The following is a 23,023-nucleotide window of genomic DNA, read 5'->3' as shown; positions in this document are numbered from 1 at the left end:
CGCAGCGCGGCAGCGGCCGGCGAATCAGCCTGCGTTGACTTCGCGGAGCACCGTACGGTGCTTCTGGCGCAGCAGTTCCTCGTAGCCCTTCACGTAGTTCTGCGCCATCACCTTCGACGAGAAACGTGCTTCGAACGCGGCGCGAACCTTCTCGCGCGGCAGCGTATCGAGGCGCTTGAGCGCCGCGACGGCCGACAGTTCGTCTTCGACGACGAAGCCCGACACGCCGTTGTCGATCACTTCCGGCACCGAACCGCGCTTGAACGCGATCACCGGCGTGCCGCATGCCATCGCCTCGATCATCACCAGGCCGAAGGGCTCCGGCCAGTCGATCGGGAACAGCAGCGCGTGCGCGTTGCCGAGGAATTCGGTCTTTTCCGACTCGCTGATTTCGCCGATGTACTCGACGTGCGGCAGCGCGAACAGCGGCTTGATCTTCTCTTCGTAGTACGCGCGGTCAGCCTTGTCGAGCTTCGCGGCGATCTTGATCGGCAGGCCGGCCTGTTCGGCGATGCGGATCGCCGTGTCGACGCGCTTCTCCGGCGAGATGCGGCCCAGGAACGCCAGGTAGCTCGGCTTCACGTTCGGGATCGGCGTCAGCAGGTTTTCCGGCAGGCCGTGGTACACGGTCGACAGCCAGTTCGCCTGCGGCAGCGGGATGCGCTGGTTGTCGGAGATCGACACGACCGGCACGTCGCTGAATGCATTGAAGATCGGCTGCAGTTCCGGCAGGTCGAGACGGCCGTGCATCGTCGTCAGATGCGGGACCGGCTGGCGCGAGAACAGCGAGAACGGGTAGTAGTCGATGTGGCAGTGCAGGACATCGAACTCTTCCGCGCGGCGGCGCACCTGCTCGAGGAGCAGCATGTGCGGGGCCATCACGTCGCGGATCGTCGGGTCGAGGCGCAGCGCCTGCGGCCAGCATGCTTCGAGCTTCGCGGAAGTTTGCGAATCGCCGCTCGCGAAGAGCGTCACGTCATGCCCCATCTCGACAAGCGCTTCGGTGAGATAGGACACCACTCGCTCGGTACCACCGTACAGTTTCGGGGGCACCGCTTCGTGCAACGGAGCGATTTGGGCGATTCGCATGCGTAACTCCTAAAAAATCGGCTAAAAACCAGGTATGGGTCGGCAACCTGCCGGCGGTCCGGGCTGGATGCATTTCATCCGAAAATCGGACGAATCAGCCTGCCGGGGGCGTCGAACCCGCGCTGCTCAAGGAGCGTCGGCGACGCGACAGGCATAGAACGTTTGAAACGAAGACCCGTTGACAGGGGTTCGTAAAAAAACCTGGAATCGAACCCGGAGCCGATTATCTAGGGTTAATCCCGATACGGCGCACAACATTTCAAACACTTTACTTTGTTACAAAGGTGCAACACTTTGCAACCCGCGGACTTGGGTGTCCGTTCTAGAGTGGAAGGCCGTTTTGGCGATCCCTGTTAACCCGAGGCTGCCGGCAGCGTGATTCCTGCACACGAGGCAGGACGGGATGCCGGATTTTATCTCAAAATCGATCGCGAGCCCCTGGCCAAGGCAAGATTCGCGCAGCGCGACGCACGGCCTTGTTTACAATGCCGGATTATTCAGTCCGGGCGAACGTCGGCATGCGATCCAGCCGCCACGCTCAATCACCGAATCACCGCACGCATATTTTGGAATCTCTCACCCCTGCCCAGCGCAACGCCCACAACGCGAAGCTGTCGAGCTACGCGCACCGGCCGATCGCGTTCCTGTTCCGCTACATCCGCCTCCATCCCGCCGCGCACCTCATCGTGCTCTGCAGCGTGCTGGCCGCCGTCGGCTGCGCGCTCGGCTCGCAGTATGCGATCAAGCACCTGATCGACGTACTCGCGACCGGGCGCCATCACCCGGGCCCGCTATGGAGCGCGTTCGCGCTGCTCGTCGGGCTGATCGCGGCCGACAACCTGCTGTGGCGCGTCGGCGGCTGGGTCGCCGCGCACACGTTCGTCGCAGTGACCGGCGACCTGCGGCGCGACCTGTTCCAGTACCTGATCGGCCATTCGCCGACGTATTACTCGGAGAAGCAGCCGGGCACGCTCGCGAGCCGCATCACGGCCACGTCGAACGCGGTCTACACGTCCGAGAACACGATGGCGTGGAACGTGCTGCCGCCGTGCATCGCGGTGATGGGCGCGATCCTGATGATCATCGTCGTCAATCCGCTGATGGCCGCCGGCCTGCTCGGCTGTTCGGCCGTGCTGTCCGTCATCCTGTTCAAGCTCGCCGGGCGCGGCTCGGCCCGTCACCATGCGTTCGCGGCGAAGGCCGCGGCGGTCGACGGCGAGCTCGTCGACGTGATCGGCAACATGGGGCTCGTGCGTGCGTTCGGCATGACGCTGCGCGAACAGAAGCGCTTCGGCGCGACGGTCAAGGCCGAGATGGACGCACGCCAGCAAAGCCTGCTTTATCTCGAAAAGCTGCGCCTGCTGCACGCGGTGATCACCGCGATGCTGTCGGCCGGCCTGCTCGGCTGGGCGCTGTGGCTGTGGGACCAGGGCCGCGCGACGTCGGGCGACATCGTGCTCGTCAGCTCGCTCGGCTTCACGATCCTGCACGGCACGCGCGACCTCGCGGTCGCGCTCGTCGACGTCACGCAGCACGTCGCGCGCCTGTCCGAGGCCGTGAAGACGCTGCTCGAGCCGCACGGGATGCCGGACCGCTCCGACGCGCAGCCGCTGACGGCCACCGGCGGCCGCGTCGACTTCGAGCGCGTGACGTTCGCGTACCCGCACCGCCGCGCGATCCTCGACCACTTCGACCTCCATATCGAACCGGGCCAGCGCGTCGGCCTGATCGGCAAGTCGGGCGCCGGCAAGTCGACCGTGCTCGCGCTGCTGCAGCGCTTCTACGACACGCAGGACGGCGTCGTGAAGGTCGACGGCCAGGACGTGAAGACGATCACGCAGGACAGCCTGCGCCATGCGATCGCGCTCGTGCCTCAGGACATCTCGCTGCTGCACCGGACGATCTACGACAACATCGCGTACGGCCGCCCCGAGGCGACCCGCGACGAAGTGCTCGCCGCCGCGCGCGACGCGCGCTGCGCGGAGTTCATCGAGGCGATGCCGGAAGGTTATGACACGATCGTCGGCGACCGCGGCGTCAAGCTGTCGGGCGGCCAGCGCCAGCGCATCGCGATCGCGCGCGCGATCCTGAAGGATGCGCCGATCCTGCTGCTCGACGAAGCGACGTCGGCACTCGACAGCGCGTCCGAGGAAGCCATCCAGAGCGCGCTCGACCGCCTGATGGTCGGCCGCACGGTGATCGCGATCGCGCACCGCCTGTCGACGCTGCGCAACTTCGACCGGATCATCGTGATGAGCAACGGCAAGGTGATCGACGACGGCCCGCCCGACGTGCTGCGCAACCGCCCCGGCCTGTACCGCGACCTGCTCGCGAAACAGCACGGCCGCCATCACGCCGCCCCCGACGGCAACACGCCGACCGGCGAGCGCGTGGCCTGACGCCGCCCGCATACAGCCGACAAAAAAGCCGCAGTGCGTCACGCACTGCGGCTTTTTCATTGCGCCGGAAGCAGCCGGTCAGGCGTGCTGCAAATCGCGCAGGAAGTTGTCGCGCCACACCGACACGTTGTTCTCGCGCAGTTGCGCGATCATGTCCGCGTAGCGCGCGCGCCGCTCGGCGAGCGGCATCGTCAGCGCCTGCGACAGCGCATCGGCCATCCCGTCGATGTCGATCGGATTGACGATCAGTGCGCCCGTCAGCTCGCGTGCAGCGCCCGCGAAACGCGACAGCACCAGCACGCCCGGATCGTCCGGATTCTGCGCGGACACGTATTCCTTCGCGACGAGGTTCATCCCGTCACGCAGCGGCGTCACGAAGCCCACGCGCGCGAGCCGGTACAGCGCGGCCAGCACCTGGCGGTCGTACTGGCGGTGAATGTAGAGGATCGGCGCCCAGTCGAGCTCCGCGTAGCGCCCGTTGATGCGCCCCGACTCCGCTTCGAGCTGCAGCCGGATGTCCTGGTACGCGCGCAGGTCCGCGCGCGTCGACGGTGCGATCTGCAGGAACGACACGCGGTTGCGGATCGACGCCTGGTGCTCGAGCAGCTTCTCGAATGCACGGAAACGCTCGACGAGCCCCTTCGAATAATCGAGCCGGTCGACGCTCATGATCAGCTGCCGCCCGCGCAGCGACGTCGCGAGCGTGCGCACGGCCTTGCCCTGCTCACCGGCCTGCGCGAGCGATGCGATCTCGTCCGGATATACGCCGATCGGATAGGCGGCCGCACGCAGCGTCTGGCCGAATGCACGCACGCGCACCGTGTTGTGCCCGTCGCGCTCGACCTCGCCGCCCGCTTCGAATTCGACGTAGTCGCAGAATGCGCGCAAGTCGGGTTCGGTCTGGAAGCCGAGCAGGTCGAACGCGCACAGCGACTCGACGAGTTCGCGGTGCGGCGGCACGTTGACGAGCACCTGCGCGGCCGGAAACGGGATGTGCAGGAAGAAGCCGATCCGGTTCTTCACGCCGGCATCGCGCAGCGCGCGCGCGAACGGGATCAGGTGATAGTCGTGCACCCAGATCACGTCGTCGTCCTGCAGCAGCGGCACGAGCTGCTGCGCGAGCCACACGTTGACGCGGCGGTAGCCGTCGAATTCGTGGCGGTCGTACTGGATCAGGTCCGCGCGGTAATGGAACGCGGGCCACAGCGTCGCGTTCGAGAAGCCACGGTAGTACTGGTCGTAATCGCGGCGCGCCAGCCCGACGGTCGCGAACGTCACGGGCCCGCGCTCCTCGACGTGGATCTGCGGCTGCGGCGCGCCGGACGCGACGACCTCGCCGCTCCAGCCGAACCACATGCCGCCCGTCTCCTTCAATGCGTCATAGACCCCGATCGCCAGGCCGCCCGCCGCCGGTTCGCCTTCCGAAATCGGTGCGACGCGGTTTGAAACGATGATGAGCCGGCTCATGCGTGCGGCTGCCCCGCGCCGAGCCAGCGCGCGATCTGCTCGTGCAGCGCGTCGACCGAATCGAGCCGCATGCGGGCCGACGTCTCGCCGGCGCCGACCTTGATCGACAGGCCGCCGCGCGCGTTGACCACCGCGAAGCCCTTCTCGTCGGTCAGGTCGTCGCCCGCGAACAGCGGCACGCGCCCCGCGAACGGTGGTTCGTCGAGGAACGCGGCCAGTGCGCGCCCCTTGTCGACGCCCTTCGGCTTGATCTCGAACACCATCTTGCCGGGCTGCAGCACGTACGCATCGGCATAGTCGGCCACGAGACGCTCGGCCGCTTCGCGCGCCGCCGCCTCGCGCTCGGGCGCATTGCGGAAGTGCAGCGCGACGGCCGCGCCCTTGATTTCGAGCAGCATGCCCGGATGGCGGTCGACGACGCCCGCCAGCTCGCGCTCGATGCGCAGCAGACGTTCGTCGTTGAAGCCGATGCGCTGCGTGTCGCCGTTCGCATCGCGGCGCTCCGCGCCGTGCAGGCCCGCGATCGGCAGGTCGGGCATCTTCAGGAACGTGTCGAGGTTGTCGATGCCGCGCCCGGACACGACCGCGACCGCGCCGTGCGTGCGGCGGCGCAGCTCGTCGAGCAGCGTCAGCAGCGACGGCGGAACGTGAATGCTGTCGGGAGTCGGCGCGAGTTCGACGAGCGTGCCGTCGAAGTCGAAGAAGAACGCGGTATCGGTCAGGGACAGGGAAGCCGGAACGGATTGCATCGATTCGATAGTCTGAGGGCCGGCCGGCAAACGCAGGCCGCCACTGCGCGAATGGGTTTGTGCGCATCTTACCGCGCCTGCGCACCGAGATGGGCGAAACCGGTGCGTCGCCAGCCTCGCGCCGCCGCCTGCGTCAACTGCGACATATTGCCCCGCTCGCCCAGCCCGTACGGGTTTCGAAAGGACGCGGGCGCGCGAATTGCGCTACAGTCGCAACCGCCTGCCGCGCGACGCATGGCATCGCGCCGGCCGGCCACCCATTTAGTCCGATCGAGCCCCAGGATGCCGTCTCGCCTCTCCCGCCTCATCCGCACGGCTGCGGCCTTCTCCGCCGCCGTGGCGCTCGCCGCGTGCACGCACGACGAGCCGCGCTGGAACCTGACCAACGTCACCGGCCACCTGCCCGACCTGTCGTTCACGCTCACGGGCGGCGACGGCCGCCCCGTCGACGCCGATGCGTTCCACGGCCGCGTCGCGCTCGTCTACTTCGGCTACACGCACTGTCCCGATGTCTGCCCCGAAACGATGGCGCGGCTGATGGACGTGCTCGGCAAGCTCGGCCCGCAGGCCAACGACGTGCGCATCCTGTTCGTGTCGGTCGATCCCGCGCGCGACACGCCGCAGCTGATGCAGTCGTACGTCGCCGCGTTCGACGCCGCGCACGCGCGCGGGCTGACCGGCACCGACGGCCAGATCGAATCGCTCGCGAAACGCTATCGCGTCGCGTACCAGATGGAAAAACGCGATCCGTCCGGCGGCTACGAAGTCACGCACAGCTCGGCCGTCTACATCTTCGACGCAACCGGACGCGCGCGCCTGCTCGCGACCGATCGCGATTCGCCCGACGCCATCGCCGCCGATGTGCGCCGGATCATCGACACTGCCTCCACGACCTGAATTCCGACATGAAGACGAAGACGACCCTCAAGACGTTCGCCCTCCTCGCCGCGCTGTGCGCCGGCGCCCAAGCGTATGCCGCCGGTGCGATCACCGCGCAGGGCGCATGGGTGCGCTGGCTGCCGAACAAGCTGCCGGCGGGCGGCTACGTGACGCTCGTGAACACTGGCGACAAGCCCGTCGATCTCGTCGACGTCGACAGTCCCGACTACGGGATGGCGATGCTGCACCAGACCGTGTCGAACGGCTCGACGCAGAAGATGGAAATGGTCGACAAGCTGACGATCCCCGCACGCGGCAAGGTCGACATCGCGCCGGGCAGCTATCACTTCATGCTCGAGGAGCCGAAGCACGCGATCAAGCCGGGCGACACCGTGCACCTGCGCCTGAAATTCTCCGACGGCGAAACGGTCGACGCGCCGTTCGCCGTGAAGTCGCCGGCCCAGACGAAGTAAGCCGCGCGCGATGAACCTCCTGTACTGGCTCGATCCGTGGGAACCGTCGCCGACGGTCGTCATCGCGGTGCTGACGGCGGCGGTGCTGTTCGCGCGCGGCGCGAAGAAGGCGAAGGTGACGCCGCTGCGGCAGTTCTCGTTCTGGTTCGGGCTGACGGCGCTCTATATCGCGCTGCATACGCGGCTCGACTATTTCTTCGAGCACGAGTTCTTCCTGCACCGCGCGCAGCACCTCGTGCTGCACCACCTCGGGCCGTTCTTCATCGCGCTGTCGTATCCGGGCGCGGCGATCCGTGCGGGCATCCCGTTCAGCTGGCGGCAGCGCTTCGTGCGCCCCGCGCTCGCGTGGGCGCCCGTGCGCGCGACGCTCGACGTGGTGTTCCATCCGGTCGTCGCGGTCGTGCTGTTCGTCGGGCTGATCTATTTCTGGCTGCTGTCGCCGATCCACTTCATCGCGATGCTCGACTGGCGCCTCTATCGCGTGATGAACTGGAGCATGGTGATCGACGGGCTGCTGTTCTGGTGGCTCGTGGTCGACCCGCGGCCCGCGCCGCCCGCGCGGCTGTCGCCCGGCCGCCGGATCCTGATCGTCGTCGCGGCGATTCCGCCGCAGATCGCGCTCGGCGCGCTGATCTTCTTCACGCCGCACGAGCTGTATCCGATCTACTCGATCTGCGGCCGCGCGTTCACGTGGCTGAGCCCGCTGCGCGATCAGCAGATCGGCGGGCTGCTGCTGTGGATTCCGGGCTCGATGATGAGCGTGATCGGCGCGCTGATCGCGCTGCGGCACTGGCTGCGGCTCTCCGCGCGCGGCCGCCTGATCGGCGAACGCGCGGTGCGGCACGCGGACAAGCCGCCGGTGCCGCGCGCCGCGCACTGACCGCGGCGCGTCGCGCATCACGCGCGCGCGCTGCTCATCCACACGTGCGGGATGCCGTCCTCGTCGTGCACGTCCGAACTCGGCGTGAAGCCGAATGCCCCGTAGAAACGCTGCAAGTGAGCCTGCGCATGCAGGCTCACCGGCGTATCCGGCCACTGCGCGCGGATATGCTCGAGCGCGCGCGACAGCAGCCCGTTGCCGAGGCCCGCGCCACGAAATGCGGCGGTCGTCAGCACGCGGCCGATCCGCACGTCGGTGTTTTGCGCATCGGGCAGCAGCACGCGCAGATAGCCGGCCAGGCGGCCCGCCGGGTCGAATGCGGCGAGGTGCCACGCGGCCTGGTCGGCGTCGTCGATGTCGCGATACACGCAGTTCTGCTCGACGACGAACACGGCGCTGCGCGCCTCGAGGATCGAATAGACTTCGCGCGCCGTCAGCGCGTCGAAGGATTTCCAGCGCCAGTCGAGATCGGCGGCGCTCGGGGATGCGGCGGATGCGTTCATGTACGGCCCTGATTCAGGCGCGCCGGCCGGCGCGCGACAATCGTCGATTATGCCTCCAAGCGCACATCGTGCGCGACCGCTCGCTCGCGAACGAAAAAAAGGCCCCGCATGGCGCGGGGCCTGTTCGTCATGCCGTCATGACCTTCATGCCGGCATCTGGCCGAAGCGGCCACCGTTGAAGTCCTCGATCGCGGTACGGATCTCCGCTTGCGAGTTCATCACGAACGGCCCGTAGCCGACGACCGGCTCGTCGATCGGCTCGCCGCTCAGGATCAGCAGCTTCGCGTCGCCGTTTGCCTCGATCTCGACATCGCTGCCGTCGCGACCGAGTTGCACGAACTGCGCTTCGCGAGCGACCGTCTCGCCGTTCACCTGCACGGTGCCGCTCAGCACGACCACCGCGAGCGTGCGCCCTTCGGCGACCGGGAACCGCGCATGACCGCCTGCCACGAGCCGCACGTCCCACACGTCGATCGGCGTGTGCGTGCGAGCCGGGCCGCGTCGCCCGTCGAGTTCACCGGCGATGATCCGCGCACGCCCTGCCCCCTCCGGCAGCTCGACCACGGGAATGTCCGCGTTCAGCAGCGTCTGATAGCCGGGCGCACCCATCTTGTCGGCGGCGGGCAGGTTCACCCACAGCTGGACCATCTCGAGCGCACCGCCGCGCTTCGTGAACGCTTCCGAGTGGAATTCCTCATGGAGGATCCCGCTCGCGGCCGTCATCCACTGCACGTCGCCCGGGCCGATCACGCCGCCTGCGCCGGTCGAGTCGCGATGCGCGACTTCGCCGTCATAGACGATCGTCACCGTTTCGAACCCGCGGTGCGGATGCTGGCCGACACCGCGCGGCGCCGTCGCCGGCTCGAACGTCGCGGGGCCTGCGTAATCGAGCAGCAGGAACGGGCTCAGGTGCGTGCCGTGAGACTGGTAGCTGAACATCGAACGCACCGGGAAACCGTCGCCGACCCAATGGCCGCGCGGCGCACTGTACACACCCTGGATCTTCTTCATTGCCTTCTCCGAATTGCGGCGAAACACGTGTTTCGCATCCATGAGTAGCAATATAGAGGTGGAACGATCGATCCGGTAGACTGCCGAAATCGCACTCAGCGTTCTATTTCATGAACGATAAAGCACGGGATCTGAACGATCTCTACTACTTCGTGCAGGTCGTCGAACATGGCGGCTTCGCACCGGCGGGGCGTGCGCTGGACATGCCGAAATCGAAGCTCAGCCGCCGCATCGCGCTGCTCGAGGCGCGGCTCGGAATGCGGCTGATCCAGCGTTCGACGCGCCGTTTCACGGTCACCGACGTCGGCCAGACCTACTACGCGCACTGCCGCGCGATGCTCGTCGAGGCCGACGCGGCCGACGAGGCGATCGCGCTGCTGCACGAGGAGCCGCGCGGCATCGTGCGCGTCAGCTGCCCGATCGTGCTGCTCGATTCGCTGGTCGGTACGATGATCGCCGCGTTCATGGCCGCGTGCCCGCGTGTCGAAATTCATCTGGAAGCGACCAACCGGCGTGTCGACGTGGTCGGCGAAGGGATCGACGTCGCGATCCGCGTGCGCCCGCCGCCGCTCGAAGACAGCGATCTCGCGCTGCGCATGCTGGCCGAGCGCGGCCAGTGCCTCGTCGCGAGCCCTGCACTGCTGCGCGAGCACGGCGCGCCGGCAGTTCCCGCCGATCTCACGCGCCTGCCGAGCCTCGATCACGGCGTGCCGCAGTCCACCCACGTGTGGCGGCTGCGCGGGCCCGACGGCGCGCACGCGGAAATCCATCACCAGCCGCGCTTCGTGACGGGCGGCATGCTCGCGCTGCGCGCGGCGGCCGTCGCGGGTGTCGGCGTCGTGCAGTTGCCGACGATGATGGTGCGCGACGAGGTCGCGCGCGGCGAACTGGTCACCGTGCTGCCGGACTGGGCGCCGCGCCGCGAGATCGTGCACGCGGTGTTCGCGTCGCGCCGGGGGTTGCTGCCTGCGGTACGCGCGCTGCTCGACTTCCTGGCGGAGCGGTTTGCCGAACTCGAACCCGACTGAGCCCTGCAGAGCGCGCGCGCGTGCCGTAGACTGCGGTACGCGCCACGCGCATTTTCACAACCCTTATCGCTTTCCCGCCATGTTCACGCTGTCCAACGACCCCAACGCCACCAAGGCCGATCAATACGCGACGCTCGTCGAGCAGGCGCGCGCGCTCGTCGAGTCGGAACGCGACCTGACGGCAAACGCGGCGAATTTCTCCGCGCTCGTCTATCACTCGCTCGACCGCCTCAACTGGGCCGGTTTCTACTTCTTCGACGGCACCGAGCTCGTCGTCGGCCCGTTCCAGGGCAAGCCCGCCTGCGTGCGCATCGCGCTCGGCAAGGGCGTATGCGGCACGGCCGCGCGGACACGCGAGACGCAGGTCGTGCGCGACGTGCATGAATTCCCCGGCCATATCGCGTGCGACGCGGCCTCGGAATCGGAGATCGTCGTCCCGCTGGTGGCCGGCGACGGCACGCTGATCGGCGTGTGGGACGTCGACAGCCCGGTCGCCGCGCGCTTCGACGACGAGGACCGCAAAGGCATGGAAGCGCTGTGCCGCGTGTTCGTCGAACACGCGTGGCAGAAGGCGCGCGGCTGAGCCTCCCCGCACCGGTCGCAGCAAACGACACGGGCCCCGCGAAGGGGCCCGTTTCATTGCAGCGCTGCGCCGCCGTGTGCGGCGGCTGCTGGCGTCAGGCCGCGTGCGTGCCCGACAGCGCCGCGAACGCCTGCGGCTTCGCGTCCTCGGTCAGCACCTCGAAGCCCGTTTCCGTCACCACGACCATGTGCTCCCATTGCGCGGACAGCGAATGGTCCTTCGTGACGACCGTCCAGCCGTCGGCCAGCACGCGCGTGTCGCGCTTGCCCGCGTTGAGCATCGGCTCGATCGTGAAGATCATCCCCGGCCGCAGCGGCACGCCGGTACCCGGCCGGCCGTAGTGCAGCACCTGCGGCTCGTCGTGATAGACGTCGCCGATGCCGTGCCCGCAATACTCGCGCACCACGCTGAACCCTTCGCGATGCGCGACCTGCTGGATCGCATAGCCGACGTCGCCGAGCGTCGCGCCCGGACGCACCGCGCGGATGCCCGCGTGCATCGCCTCGTAGGTCGCCGCGACGAGGCGCCGCGCGAGTTCGTTCGGTTCGCCGACGAAATACATGCGGCTCGTGTCGCCGAACCAGCCGTCCTTGATCACCGCGATGTCGAGGTTCACGATGTCGCCGTCGCGCATCGGCCGCGACGTCGGTATGCCGTGACAGACCACGTGGTTGACCGACGTGCACAGCGTCTTCGGATAGCCGTGGTAGCCGATGTTCGCGGGGATCGCGCCGAGTTCGTCGACGATGTATTCGCGGCAGCGCGCGTCCAGTTCGTCGGTGGTCACGCCCGGCTTCACGTGCTCGGTGATCATCGTCAGCACCTGCGACGCGAGCTTCGCGGCTTCGCGCGACTTGGCGATTTCCGCGGCGCCGCGGATCGGGATGTCTCGCCTCGCCATTACGCCACCTGCTCGATGTGCTGCGCGACCGGATCCGCCGGCCCCACGTCGCCGCCCCGCGCCTCGGCCTCGATCAACATCTTGCAGATGTCGCCGTAGGACAGCGCCGGGTTGAGTTCCGCCAGCATCCCGACGCGCAGCCAGTGTTCGGCCTGCGCGTTGATCGAACGGCTCAGCGCCGTGCTCGTCGAGCGCAGCCGTTCATGCATGTGCTCGGAAATCTTGATGATGCCCATATATCCCCAATTAAACGAAACGTAGCTATTTCGTATATTACGTCGCGTGCGCCGGTCGGGCAAGCCGTCCGCGTCCCGCCTCCCCTTCGGCCAGCCGCCTCGAATGCCGTTGACATCAAATTCCAGTTTGCTGGAAAATAAATCCATCATGAAAGAATCAACGATCATCGCGGCCGACGACACCGGCATCAACGAGCGCATCGCGCGGCGCGTGCGCGACCTGCGCACCGTTCGAGGCTACACGCTCGATGCGCTGGCCGCGCGTTCCGGCGTCAGCCGTTCGATGATCTCGCTCATCGAACGCGCATCGGCCAGCCCGACGGCCGTCGTGCTCGACAAGCTCGCGGCCGGCCTTGGCGTATCGCTGGCCGGGCTGTTCGGCGGCGACCAGGCCGACACGCCCGCGCAGCCGCTGTCCCGGCGCGCGCACCAGGCCGAGTGGCGCGATCCGGCGTCCGGCTATGTGCGGCGCAACCTCTCCCCGGCCGGCTGGCCGTCGCCGATCCAGCTCGTCGAAGTCGATTTCCCGTCGGGTGCGCGCGTCGCGTACGACAGCGGTGGGCGCGAAAGCGCACTGCATCAGCAGGTGTGGGTCGTCAGCGGCCGCGTCGACGTCACGTTCGGCGATGCGCTTCACGAACTTCACGAAGGCGACTGCCTGGCCATGCGGCTCGACCAGCCGCTGATCTTCAGCAATCCGTCACCGCATCCCGCACGCTATGTCGTCGTGATCTGCGATGCGTCCGCCGCTGCCGGCGTGCGGAGCGCGTAATGCACGCGTCGTGCGCATGCCCCGTTCAATATCACCAGGAACCCGTATGAATTCCCCGAAACAGCACGACGACGTGCGCCTGATCGATTGCAGCGAGGCCGAGCACGCAGCGGCCATCCTCGCTATCCTGAACGACGCGATCGCGAACTCGACCGCGCTGTACGACTACCGGCCGCGTCCGCCGGAAGCGATGGTCACGTGGTTCGCGACGAAGCGCGCGGGCGGGTTTCCGATCGTCGGCGCCGTCGACGAAGCGGGCACGCTGCTCGGTTTCGCGAGCTGGGGCACGTTCCGCGCGTTCCCCGCGTTCAAGTACACGGTCGAACACAGCGTCTATGTACGCAGCGACCAGCGCGGCCGCGGGCTCGGCGAGCTGCTGCTGCGCGAAGTCGTCCGGCGTGCGCGCGACGCGCAGGTGCACGTGCTGGTCGGCTGCATCGACGCGACCAATGCCGGGAGCATCGCACTGCATACGAAACTGGGATTCGTGCACGCGGGCACGATCACGGAGGCGGGATTCAAGTTCGGCCGCTGGCTCGATGCGGCGTTCTATCAGTTGACGCTCGAGACGCCGGCGCAGCCGGTGGATGGCTGATCGAGCGGAGGCCGTCGCATGCGCGATGCACGGCGGCTTGCAAAGCGACGCAAAAAAAGAAAAGCCCCGCCGAAGCGGGGCTTTTTCTGGAGGCGCGAGCCGGAGTCGAACCGGCCTAAACGGCTTTGCAGGCCGCTGCATAACCGCTTTGCTATCGCGCCAAAAGCGGACTGTCCTGATGCCGTGAGGCAAGTGACAGATTCTTATTCGAGGACCGGAGGTCCATCAAATAAAAAGGGAAGCTTGGCTTCCCCATTACTTGGAGCGGGAGACGAGTCTCGAACTCGCGACCTCAACCTTGGCAAGGTTGCGCTCTACCAACTGAGCTACTCCCGCATTGTCCTGCATCTGCAGCGCTTCGCCGACCAACACGCTGCCAGAAAAAATCTGGAGCGGGAGACGAGTCTCGAACTCGCGACCTCAACCTTGGCAAGGTTGCGCTCTACCAACTGAGCTACTCCCGCATGTGTCCTGCATCTGCAGCGCTTTGCCGACCAACACGCTGCCAGAAAAATCTGGAGCGGGAGACGAGTCTCGAACTCGCGACCTCAACCTTGGCAAGGTTGCGCTCTACCAACTGAGCTACTCCCGCGTATTGCTGCGCTGCTGCTTCCCCGTCACACACTTACTTCGTCGTGCAGCGGAGAAGCGAGATTATGTCGAAGGCACATTCGTGTGTCAAGGGCTTTTCCAGCCCTTTTTACAAAAACCGCGTCGACCGATCGCGAGACGCCCCCCTCACGCACCACCGCGCTCACGAATCTGCGGCCATGCGAGCTTCATGTAGTACAGCATCGACCAGATCGTCAGCACCGCCGCGAGATACATCAGCCACTCGCCCCACACGCGCGTGTCGATCGTCACGACGCCGAGCGGCAGCGGCCCGTAGAACAGCAGCATCGGGATCGCGACCATCTGGCACGCGGTCTTGAACTTGCCGAGCTGGTTCACCGCGACGCTCTTCGACGCACCGATCTGCGCCATCCACTCACGGAGTGCTGAAATCGCGATCTCGCGACCGACGATCACGAGCGCGATTGCCGCGTCGACCCGCGAAATCTGCACGAGGATCAGCAGCGCGGCCGTCACCATCAGCTTGTCCGCCACCGGATCGAGAAACGCGCCGAACGACGACGTCTGGTTCCACTTGCGTGCGAGATAGCCGTCGAACCAGTCGGTCAGCGCCGCGAGGATGAAGATCGCCGCCGCCGCGAGATTGCGGTGCGCGACGCCCATCACCGTGTCCGGCAGATAGAACACGCCGACGACGAGCGGAATCAGCACGATCCGTACCCACGTCAGGAAAATCGGGAAATTGAACGGCATGGCATGCGGGACAGTAAAGGATTCGCAATTGTGCCGTGTCGACCGGCCTGCCACAAGAACGCGACAAAGCGCTCACGGCAGCCGGCCGCACGGCCATGTCAGTGAAGCTCAGTGAAGCTGCCTGTAGATCTGTTCGGCGAGTGCGTGCGAGATGCCTTCGACGCTCGCGAGCTCCTCGACGCTCGCGGCCACCACGCCGCGCAATCCGCCGAACCGCGCGAGCAGCCGCTGCCGGCGCTTCGCGCCGACGCCTTCGAGCTCCTCGAGCCGCGACGTCTGGCGCGCCTTCGCCCGCTTCGCCCGCATGCCGGTGATCGCGAAGCGGTGCGCCTCGTCGCGGATCTGCGCGACGAGCATCAGCGCGGCGCTCTCCTTGCCGAGCTCGAGCGGCGCGCGGCCGTCCGCGAACACGAGCGTCTCGAGGCCGACCTTGCGCCCCTCGCCTTTCGCGACGCCGACCAGCATCGACGTGTCGAGCCCCAGCTCGGTGAACACCTGGCGCGCGATTTCGACCTGACCCTTGCCGCCGTCGATCAGCACGATGTTCGGCAGCAGGCTCGACGCCTCGGCCTGGCGCGTCGACTCGCCGTCGATACCGGCCGCTTCGTCCACTGCGGCCGCCTGTGCGGCCTGCTCGACCATCTTCTCGTAGCGGCGCGTGAGCACCTGCCGCATCGCCGCGTAATCGTCGCCCGGCGTGATGCCCGTGATGTTGTAGCGGCGGTACTCGCCCGACTGCATCTTGTGATGGTGGTAGACGACGCACGACGCCTGCGTCGCCTCGCCCATCGTGTGGCTGATGTCGAAGCATTCGATCCGCAGCGTCGCGAGGTCGTCGCAGTCGTAGCTGAGCGTTTCCGCCAGCGCGCGTGTACGCGCCTGCTGCGAGCCCTGTTCGGACAGCAGCCGCATGAGCGCGATCTGCGCATTCTGTTCGGCCATCGACAGCCACGCACGCCGCTGCCCCTGCGGCTGCCGCACCAGCGACACCTTGTGGCCGGCCTGTTCCGACAGCAGTTCGAGCAGGTCGCGGCTCGCGGGCGCGTGGCTGACGACGAGCACCGGCGGCACGCGGTTGCCGAGATAGTGCTGCGCGATGAACGCGTCGAGCACCTCGGCCTCGACCGACGCCGCCGCCGCCGCGCCGCCTCGCACGCTGCCGGCTTCTTCCGCGGGCTGGTCGGGCACCGCCGCGACGGTCGCGCCGGTTGCATCGGCCGCTTCCGACGCTTCAGCCTCGTCGCCCAGACCGCCTTCGGCCAGCGTCAGCGCGCTTTCGACGTGCGTCGGGAAATACGCCTTGTCGCCGAGATGCCGGCCGCCGCGCACCATCGCGAGATTCACGCACACGCGCCCGCCCTGCGCGACGACGGCGAGAATGTCGACGTCGCTGTCGCTGCCGACCTCGATCGCCTGCTGGTGCAGCACCGTCGCGAGCGAACTCATCTGGTTGCGCACGGCCGCCGCCTGCTCGAATTTCAGCTCGGCCGCGAACGCGTGCATCTTCTGCTCGAGCTCCTTCATCACTTCGGACTGCCGGCCGAGCAGGAACCGCGCGGCGTTCGACACGTCGACCGCGTAATCCTCGCCGGAGATCGCGCCGACGCACGGCGCCGTGCAGCGCCCGATCTGGTGCAGCAGGCACGGCCGCGTGCGGTTGTTGAAGACCGAATCCTCGCAGGTCCGCAACTGGAACACGCGCTGCAGGATCTGGATGCTCTCGCGCACGGCCCACGCGCTCGGGAACGGCCCGAAATACTGGTTCTGCTTGTCGACCGACCCGCGGTAGTAGGCCATCCGCGGAAAGCGGTGCGCGGTGAGCTTCAGGTACGGGTACGACTTGTCGTCGCGAAACAGGATGTTGTAGCGCGGCGCGAGCGCCTTGATCAGGTTGTTCTCGAGCAGCAGCGCCTCGGCTTCCGAGCGCGTGACGGTCGTCTCGATGCGCGCGATGCGCGTGACCATCATCGCGATGCGCGGCGACAGCTGGGTCTTCGTGAAATAGCTCGATACGCGCTTCTTCAGGTCGCGCGCCTTGCCGACGTACAGCACGGCGCCCGCCGCGTCGTAATAACGATAGACGCCGGGCATGTGCGGCAACTGCGCGAGGATCTTCTTCGGTTCGAACGGGGTATCGGAGGCTTCTGGGGCTGTCATGCGTGATCCGGGCGCCTTGTAACGCGGAACGGGTCCATTAGAATCGCCAGTTTAGAGCATTCACCGGCCCGCTTCGATGCCACGCACCACCGCTGCCCCACTCCCCGCCGCGCCGCTCGCGCCGGGCGAACCGATCGCCTGCGATCTCTTCTGCACCGTCATCGACAATTTCGGCGACATCGGCGTGTGCTGGCGCGTCGCGCGCCAGCTCGCACACGAGCACGGCTGGCAGGTTCGGCTGTTCGTCGACGACCTGCGCACGTTCGCCCGCCTGCTGCCCGCGGTCGACCCCGACGCCGGGCGGCAGACGGTCGACACGATCGTGATCGAGCACTGGCATGCGGAAGTCGGCGATTCGCTGGAGATCGCCGACGTCGTGATCGAGGCGTTCGCGTGCGAGCTGCCCGGCGCGTATCTCGCGGCGATGGCGCGCCGCGAGCGCCGCCCCGTGTGGATCAACCTCGAATACCTGAGCGCCGAGGACTGGGTCGCCGATTTCCATCTGCGGCCGTCGCCTCATCCGCGCTACCCGCTGCTGAAGACGTTCTTCTTCCCGGGCCTGTCGGCCAGCACGGGCGGCGTGCCGAAGGAGCACGACCTCGACGCGCGCCGGACGGCCTTCGAAACCGACACCGCGGCGCGCGCCGCGTGGTGGCAGCGCGTGACCGGCGGCGCGCCGCCGGCGCCCGGCACGACGGTCGTCAGCCTGTTCGCGTACGAGAATCCGGCCATCGACGCGCTGCTCGCGCAATGGCGTGACGGCCCGTCGCCGGTCGTCGCGCTCGTGCCGGCCGGCCGCCTGTCGCCGGCCGTCGCGCGCTTTTTCGGGGTCGAGTCGTTCGCGGCAGGCGCCCATGCACGCGCCGGCAACCTGGTCGCCCACGGGCTCGCATTCGTCCCGCAGGCCGACTACGATCCACTGCTGTGGGCAGCCGACATCAATTTCGTGCGCGGCGAGGATTCGTTCGTCCGCGCGCAGTGGGCGCGCAAGCCGTTCGTGTGGCACATCTACCCGCAGGCCGACGACGTGCACCTGCCGAAGCTCGACGCCGCGCTCGCGCACCTGTCGGCCGGCCTCGCCGACGCGCCGCGCGCCGCGCTCGAGCGGTTCTGGCATGCGTGGAACGGCGCCGGCACGCCCGACTGGGCCGATTTCTGGCAACACCGCGCCGCGCTGGACGCGAATGCGGCCCGCTGGGCCGATGCGCTCGCGGCCGTCGGCGATCTCGCCGGAAAGCTGGCGGAATACGCAAAATCTCAGTTAAAATAAGCGGTTATCCGACGGCCGACCACGCAAGCGCTCGCTTTTGGCGCCCAACGGAACGCGTCTGCTTGCGCCGTCAGCCGTTGTGCAACGCTCAGGCACCTATTTATTTGATTTGATCAGGACAGTTTTTTATGAAAACCGCACAGGAACTCCGCGTAGGCAACGTCGTGCAGATCGGCAACGACGCCTGGGTCATCGCCAAGGCCGAATACAACAAGTCGGGCCGTAACTCCGCCGTCGTCAAGATGAAGATGAAGAACCTGCTGACGAACGCAGGTCAGGAATCGGTCTACAAGGCCGACGACAAGTTCGACGTCGTCGTGCTCGACCGCAAGGAAGTGACGTACTCGTACTTCGCCGATCCGATGTACGTGTTCATGGACGCCGACTACAACCAGTTCGAAGTCGAAGCCGAAATGATGGGCGAAGCGCTGAACTACCTCGAAGACGGCATGGCTTGCGAAGTCGTGTTCTACAACGAGAAGGCGATCTCGGTCGAACTGCCGACGGTCCTCGTTCGCGAAATCACCTACACGGAACCGGCCGTCAAGGGCGACACGTCGTCGGGCAAGGTGCTGAAGAACGCCAAGCTCGCAACGGGCTTCGAACTGCAAGTGCCGCTGTTCTGCAACACCGGCGACAAGATCGAAATCGATACGCGTACGAACGAATACCGTAGCCGCGCGTAATCGTCAGCGATAGCCGCATCGAACAAAGCGCCCTTCGGGGCGCTTTTTGTTTGTCTGGCGCCAACAGCGGGTGCGAGCCAGAGGCACAAGAAGCACAAAATCCACCGATAAAGATATTCAATTTGTATCATCGGTAACTGTTTTATAGCGCCGGAGAAATAATGCGCGTTACGCGTTCGGCGGGGCATAAAATCAGTTTTTAATCTGACATGCGGCTGCGGCTCCGAAAGCCGACAGCCCGCCTCTCTTGACTCGACTCGCGTCCACCATGCCACACGCCCTGATTGTCGAAGACGATCCCAACAGTCTCTCCGGCCTCACCGCGCTGCTCGCCGCAGACGGCTTCTCGGTCGACACGGCCACGTCGCTCGCCGAAGCGCGCACGGCGCTCGGCCGCTCGATTCCCGATGTCGTCCTCGTCGACCTGAACCTGCCGGACGGCAGCGGCTTCGACCTGCTCCAGCACCTGCCGCAGCAACAGCCGAACGGCTCGTTGCCCGTCATCGTGCTGACGGGCAACGCAACGGTCGAGAGCGCCATCGAGGGCCTGCGTCACGGCATCTGGGACTACCTGCTGAAGCCGATCAACATCCCGCGCCTGCGCAGCCTGCTCGCGCGGATCCCGCGCCCGTACGAACTGATCGACGAAGTGCAGTCGCTGCGTGCGTCGCTGCGCCATCTCGGCCGCTTCGGCGCACTGGTCGGCCGCAGCGACGCGATGCAGCACGTGTACGACATGATCGAGCACAACGCGCGCACCGAAACCGCCGTGCTGTTCTCCGGCGAAGCCGGAACCGGCAAGAAGCTGGCTGCGCGCACGCTGCACGACCTGAGCCGGCGCCGCAAGGGGCCGTTCGTGTCGTTCGACTGCCGGACGATCGCGCAGGCCGGCCGGCACGGTGCGTCGCTCGACAGCGTGCTGTTCGGCCACGAGCGCGGCGCATTCGACGGCGCCGAGCGCCGCGAATCGGGCCTGTTCGAACAGGCCGGCGGCGGCACGCTGTTCCTCGACGAGATCACCGCGCTGCCGCTCGTGCTGCAGGAAGCACTGCTGCATGCGCTCGATTCGCAGAACTTCATGCGGATCGGCGGCACGAGCTCGATCACGAGCGATTTCCGGCTGATCGCAACGACGCGCCGCCCGGCGCGCGAAGCGGTCGCGAACGGCACGCTGCGCGAGGATCTGTGGTTGCGCCTCGATGCGGCGTCGATCACGATGCCGCCGCTGCGCGAGCGCGACGGCGACGCACTCGCGATCGCGGACGCGCAGATCGACGAACTGAACCGCGAAGCGCGCGCCACCGGCCGCAGCACGACCGACAAGCGCGCGGCGCCGGGCTTCGTGCGCGAATGCCTGTCCTACGAATGGCCCGGCAACGTGCGCGAACTGCAGGAGCGCGTGCGCTTCGCGTACGACGCGTCCGGCGATTTCATCGAGACGCTGCGCGCAGGCGAGCCGAGCTTCTCCGCCGGCGCTGCGCTGAACGGCAGCAGCGTGCAGATCAAGGTCGGCACGCCGCTGTCCGACGTCGAGGACCTGCTGATCCGTGCAACGCTCGACGCGGTAGGCGGCACGCGTCATCGTGCGGCCACGCTGCTCGGCATCAGCCCGAAGACGCTGTACAACAAGCTGCAGCGGATGAAGGTGAACTGAGCGGGCGCCCGCGAATGCGGGCGTTGGTCGGCTTTGACCGTTAGTTGCGTAATGACCCACCGCGCCGACTGCCCGCTTCGCCCTTGTCGCAACCCATGAAAAAGCCGCGCGATTGCGCGGCTTCTTGTTTTGGTGCGCGGCATGACGCGCACCGCGCCATGCCCTTCCCGCTTACGCCAGTGCGCTTTTCAGCAGCGCCTGCGCCTGCAGATACTCGGGCTGCGCGATCAGCTTGTCCCACTTGAGCGCCTTGCCGCGTGCACGCATCCGCTTGATGCGCCGCGCCGACTCGGCCGACTGCTGCGCCTTCAGCCCGTTCAGCACGACCTCGGCCGCCTCCGGCTGGTTGCAGACGAGCACCATGTCGCAACCGGCGGCGAGCGCGGCGTCGGCTGCCTGCGTGAGCGTGCCGCCTTCGCGGGCGGCCTCCATCGACAGGTCATCGCTGAAGATCGCGCCCGCGAAGCCGAGCTTGCCGCGCAGGATGTCCTGCAGCCACACGCGCGAGAATCCGGCCGGCCGCTTGTCGACCTGCGTATAGATCACGTGCGCGGGAATCACCGCGGACAGCGACAGGCCGAGCCAGTCGTACGGCGCGACGTCCTGCTTGAGGATCGCGTCGAGCGTGCGGTCGTCGGTCGGCAGTGCGACGTGCGAATCGGCTTCCGCGAAACCATGCCCCGGGAAATGCTTGCCGCAGTTCGCCATGCCGGCGAGCGACAGCCCGTGGTTCAGGCTCTTCGCGAGCAGCGTGACGACGCGCGCGTCGCGATGGAACGCGCGATCGCCTATCACTTTCGAGTGCCCGTAGTCGAGGTCGAGCACGGGAGTGAAGCTCATGTCGATCCCGCAGGCGCGCAATTCGGCCGCCAGGATGTAGCCGACGGCGGTCGCGACCTTCGTCGCGAGCAGCACGTCGCGATCCCACAGCTCGCCGAGGCGGCGCATCGCGGGCAGCACCGTGAAGCCGTCCGTGCGGAACCGCTGCACGCGCCCGCCTTCATGATCGACGGCGATCAGGATGTCTTCGCGCACCGCGCGGATCGAATCGGTCAGCGCGGTCAGCTGCGCGCGATTCTGGAAGTGCCGCGCGAACAGGATCACGCCGCCGGTATTCGGATGCGCAAGGCGCCGCGCATCGTCGCGCGACAGGGCCGTGCCGACGACGTCGAGCATGACCGGGCCGGGGGTCGTTTTCATCAGAATTTGCTCCGAGAAACTCCGCCATTGATGGCGGGAAGGAAAGGCGTGCTGTTGACAGGCAGCTTCTTCCACGGGTTAGGATCACCGGCATGATTCTTGTCTACCGCTACCGCGTGAAGTCGCTCAACGGACTGCTGAACAAGCAGCGCCGCGCGGTGAACTACGTCTGGAACTTCTGCAACGATACGCAGAAGCACGCGCTGAAGTGGAACAAGAAGTGGCCGACGGGATTCGATCTGAACGTGCTGACGACCGGTAGCAGCAAGGAACTCGACATCCACTCCGGCACGATTAACGCAACGTGCGAGCAATATGCGAAGTCGCGCAGTCAGCACCGTCGGCCCTACCTGCGCTATCGAGGCAGGAAATCGCTGGGCTGGGTGCCGCTGAAGGGGCGTGACTTGAAGCGCGAGGGCGACGCGTTTCGTTTCGCCGGCAACACCTTCCGCGTGTTCAACAGCCGCCCGCTTCCCGAAGGCAAGATCAAGGACGGGACCAACTTTGCGCAGGATGCGCGCGGCAACTGGTTTCTCAACATCGTGATCGAGATGCCCGATGTGCAGGCCCGACCTATCCGTTCCGGTGTCGGCATCGATCTCGGCTTGAAAGACTTCGCCACACTTTCGACTGGCGAGAAGCTGCCCAATGACCAATTCGGTCGACGAGCGGCGGAAAAGCTGGCGAAAGCGCAACGGGCGCGAAAGCACAAGCGGCATATCGCGAAGCTGCACGCCAAGGTCGCGAATGCGCGTGGCGATTTCCAACACAAGCTCGCGTTCGATCTGGTGCGGCGTTTCGATTACATCGCGGTCGGCAACGTGTCGGCCGCGAAGCTCGCCAGAACCAGGATGGCGAAGAGCGTCTACGACGCGTCCTGGTCGTCCTTCCGAAACAAGCTCCGCTACAAAGCGATCGCGCACGGGGCCACGTTCGAGGAAGTGGACGAATGCGGTTCGACCCAGTCCTGTTCGTCGTGCGGATCGAAAGACAGCACGACGCGGCCGAAAGGTATCGCGGGACTGCGAGTAAGAGAATGGGCCTGCAGTGACTGTGGTGTCGAGCATGATCGAGATATCAACGCTGCGCAGAACATTCTCCGATGCGGACGTGCATCGCCAGGTGTGGGAATCCTCCGCCTTTAGGCGGTGGATGACGTCAACGA

Annotated in this window: 22 protein-coding genes and 4 tRNA genes; 12 read left to right on the top strand and 14 right to left on the bottom strand. The window is 66.6% G+C overall.

All coding sequences use genetic code 11. The features are described from left to right. Positions 1–24 precede the first annotated feature (24 nt). Positions 25–1,089 (bottom strand): glycosyltransferase family 4 protein, encoded by a 1,065-nt coding sequence (locus tag AC5LXX_RS05680; RefSeq protein WP_124455992.1) that lies wholly within the window; start codon positions 1,087–1,089, stop codon positions 25–27. Between the two features lie 566 nt (positions 1,090–1,655). On the opposite strand from AC5LXX_RS05680, the gene AC5LXX_RS05675 reads away from it, so the two are divergent. Beyond that, entirely contained in the window at positions 1,656–3,488 is a 1,833-nt protein-coding gene (locus tag AC5LXX_RS05675) for an ABC transporter ATP-binding protein (RefSeq protein WP_124455994.1), read from the top strand. A gap of 78 nt (positions 3,489–3,566) precedes the next feature. Here the strand turns inward: AC5LXX_RS05675 and otsA are convergent, their stop codons facing one another. Next, complete coding sequence (gene otsA / locus AC5LXX_RS05670) at positions 3,567–4,955, bottom strand: alpha,alpha-trehalose-phosphate synthase (UDP-forming) (RefSeq protein ID WP_493410752.1); 1,389 nt, start codon at positions 4,953–4,955, stop codon at positions 3,567–3,569. Further along, the gene (gene otsB, locus AC5LXX_RS05665; RefSeq protein ID WP_124455996.1) at positions 4,952–5,704 is read right to left on the bottom strand and encodes a trehalose-phosphatase; all 753 of its coding nucleotides are present in this window, start codon (positions 5,702–5,704) and stop codon (positions 4,952–4,954) included. Before otsB ends, otsA begins: the two co-directional genes overlap by 4 nt. A gap of 234 nt (positions 5,705–5,938) precedes the next feature. On the opposite strand from otsB, the gene AC5LXX_RS05660 reads away from it, so the two are divergent. Genes AC5LXX_RS05660 through AC5LXX_RS05650 form a run of 3 tightly spaced genes read left to right on the top strand, consistent with a single transcriptional unit; the run spans position 5,939 to position 7,936 of the window. Then, positions 5,939–6,601 (top strand): SCO family protein, encoded by a 663-nt coding sequence (locus AC5LXX_RS05660; RefSeq protein WP_493410751.1) that lies wholly within the window; start codon positions 5,939–5,941, stop codon positions 6,599–6,601. A gap of 8 nt (positions 6,602–6,609) precedes the next feature. Continuing rightward, positions 6,610–7,056 (top strand): copper chaperone PCu(A)C, encoded by a 447-nt coding sequence (locus tag AC5LXX_RS05655; protein WP_124455998.1) that lies wholly within the window; start codon positions 6,610–6,612, stop codon positions 7,054–7,056. 10 nt (positions 7,057–7,066) lie between these two features. Further along, positions 7,067–7,936, top strand: coding sequence for a cytochrome c oxidase assembly protein (locus tag AC5LXX_RS05650; RefSeq protein WP_493410750.1), 870 nt, complete (start codon positions 7,067–7,069; stop codon positions 7,934–7,936). 17 nt (positions 7,937–7,953) lie between these two features. Here AC5LXX_RS05650 and AC5LXX_RS05645 read toward each other — a convergent pair whose 3' ends face one another. Together AC5LXX_RS05645 and AC5LXX_RS05640 are read right to left on the bottom strand one after the other, a co-directional pair. Beyond that, the gene (locus tag AC5LXX_RS05645) at positions 7,954–8,439 is read right to left on the bottom strand and encodes a GNAT family N-acetyltransferase (protein WP_021163094.1); all 486 of its coding nucleotides are present in this window, start codon (positions 8,437–8,439) and stop codon (positions 7,954–7,956) included. Between the two features lie 144 nt (positions 8,440–8,583). Continuing rightward, complete coding sequence (locus AC5LXX_RS05640) at positions 8,584–9,450, bottom strand: pirin family protein (protein WP_124456001.1); 867 nt, start codon at positions 9,448–9,450, stop codon at positions 8,584–8,586. 110 nt (positions 9,451–9,560) lie between these two features. On the opposite strand from AC5LXX_RS05640, the gene AC5LXX_RS05635 reads away from it, so the two are divergent. Together AC5LXX_RS05635 and AC5LXX_RS05630 are read left to right on the top strand one after the other, a co-directional pair. Then, positions 9,561–10,478, top strand: a complete 918-nt coding sequence (locus AC5LXX_RS05635) for a LysR family transcriptional regulator (RefSeq protein WP_493410749.1) — start codon at positions 9,561–9,563, stop codon at positions 10,476–10,478. A gap of 79 nt (positions 10,479–10,557) precedes the next feature. After that, positions 10,558–11,061 carry a GAF domain-containing protein gene (locus tag AC5LXX_RS05630; RefSeq protein WP_493402649.1) on the top strand — a complete coding sequence of 168 codons (504 nt, stop codon included), beginning with the start codon at positions 10,558–10,560 and terminating at the stop codon, positions 11,059–11,061. 94 nt (positions 11,062–11,155) lie between these two features. Here AC5LXX_RS05630 and map read toward each other — a convergent pair whose 3' ends face one another. Together map and AC5LXX_RS05620 are read right to left on the bottom strand one after the other, a co-directional pair. Next, entirely contained in the window at positions 11,156–11,962 is an 807-nt protein-coding gene (gene map / locus AC5LXX_RS05625) for a type I methionyl aminopeptidase (protein WP_124456004.1), read from the bottom strand. Continuing rightward, entirely contained in the window at positions 11,962–12,198 is a 237-nt protein-coding gene (locus AC5LXX_RS05620) for a ParD-like family protein (protein ID WP_493411085.1), read from the bottom strand. Before AC5LXX_RS05620 ends, map begins: the two co-directional genes overlap by 1 nt. Before the next feature lie 148 nt (positions 12,199–12,346). On the opposite strand from AC5LXX_RS05620, the gene AC5LXX_RS05615 reads away from it, so the two are divergent. Both AC5LXX_RS05615 and AC5LXX_RS05610 read left to right on the top strand, forming a co-directional pair. Further along, entirely contained in the window at positions 12,347–12,970 is a 624-nt protein-coding gene (locus AC5LXX_RS05615) for a helix-turn-helix domain-containing protein (RefSeq protein ID WP_493410748.1), read from the top strand. 46 nt (positions 12,971–13,016) lie between these two features. Then, positions 13,017–13,565, top strand: coding sequence for a GNAT family N-acetyltransferase (locus AC5LXX_RS05610; RefSeq protein ID WP_493410747.1), 549 nt, complete (start codon positions 13,017–13,019; stop codon positions 13,563–13,565). 87 nt (positions 13,566–13,652) lie between these two features. On the opposite strand, the gene AC5LXX_RS05605 is transcribed toward AC5LXX_RS05610, so the two are convergent. From AC5LXX_RS05605 to uvrC, 6 genes are all read right to left on the bottom strand, one after another. After that, positions 13,653–13,726, bottom strand: a tRNA-Cys gene (locus tag AC5LXX_RS05605). 99 nt (positions 13,727–13,825) lie between these two features. Then, positions 13,826–13,901 (bottom strand) — tRNA-Gly (locus AC5LXX_RS05600). A gap of 52 nt (positions 13,902–13,953) precedes the next feature. After that, positions 13,954–14,029: transfer RNA gene (locus AC5LXX_RS05595), tRNA-Gly, on the bottom strand. Between the two features lie 52 nt (positions 14,030–14,081). Then, positions 14,082–14,157: transfer RNA gene (locus AC5LXX_RS05590), tRNA-Gly, on the bottom strand. A 146-nt stretch (positions 14,158–14,303) separates the two neighbouring features. Beyond that, complete coding sequence (gene pgsA / locus AC5LXX_RS05585; protein WP_493410746.1) at positions 14,304–14,891, bottom strand: CDP-diacylglycerol--glycerol-3-phosphate 3-phosphatidyltransferase; 588 nt, start codon at positions 14,889–14,891, stop codon at positions 14,304–14,306. Between the two features lie 108 nt (positions 14,892–14,999). Continuing rightward, entirely contained in the window at positions 15,000–17,048 is a 2,049-nt protein-coding gene (gene uvrC, locus AC5LXX_RS05580) for an excinuclease ABC subunit UvrC (RefSeq protein WP_493410745.1), read from the bottom strand. 76 nt (positions 17,049–17,124) lie between these two features. Here uvrC and earP point away from each other — a divergent pair, with 76 nt between their 5' ends. The 3 genes from earP (at position 17,125) to AC5LXX_RS05565 (ending at position 20,658) form a co-directional block, all read left to right on the top strand. Further along, positions 17,125–18,318, top strand: a complete 1,194-nt coding sequence (earP, locus tag AC5LXX_RS05575) for an elongation factor P maturation arginine rhamnosyltransferase EarP (RefSeq protein ID WP_493410744.1) — start codon at positions 17,125–17,127, stop codon at positions 18,316–18,318. Positions 18,319–18,446: 128 nt separating this feature from the next. Then, positions 18,447–19,004 carry an elongation factor P gene (gene efp / locus AC5LXX_RS05570; RefSeq protein WP_124456009.1) on the top strand — a complete coding sequence of 186 codons (558 nt, stop codon included), beginning with the start codon at positions 18,447–18,449 and terminating at the stop codon, positions 19,002–19,004. Between the two features lie 268 nt (positions 19,005–19,272). Then, positions 19,273–20,658, top strand: coding sequence for a sigma-54-dependent transcriptional regulator (locus AC5LXX_RS05565; RefSeq protein WP_124456010.1), 1,386 nt, complete (start codon positions 19,273–19,275; stop codon positions 20,656–20,658). A 171-nt stretch (positions 20,659–20,829) separates the two neighbouring features. On the opposite strand, the gene nagZ is transcribed toward AC5LXX_RS05565, so the two are convergent. Beyond that, positions 20,830–21,858 (bottom strand): beta-N-acetylhexosaminidase, encoded by a 1,029-nt coding sequence (nagZ, locus tag AC5LXX_RS05560; RefSeq protein WP_322083858.1) that lies wholly within the window; start codon positions 21,856–21,858, stop codon positions 20,830–20,832. Positions 21,859–21,950: 92 nt separating this feature from the next. Between nagZ and AC5LXX_RS05555 the strand changes: the two genes are divergently transcribed. Continuing rightward, entirely contained in the window at positions 21,951–23,003 is a 1,053-nt protein-coding gene (locus AC5LXX_RS05555; RefSeq protein WP_493410743.1) for an RNA-guided endonuclease InsQ/TnpB family protein, read from the top strand. Positions 23,004–23,023 lie beyond the last annotated feature (20 nt).

Source organism: Burkholderia torrens, from assembly GCF_984668525.1.
The sequence above is the reverse complement of the archived record's forward strand: the minus strand, read 5'-3'. Positions and strand labels throughout refer to the sequence as shown.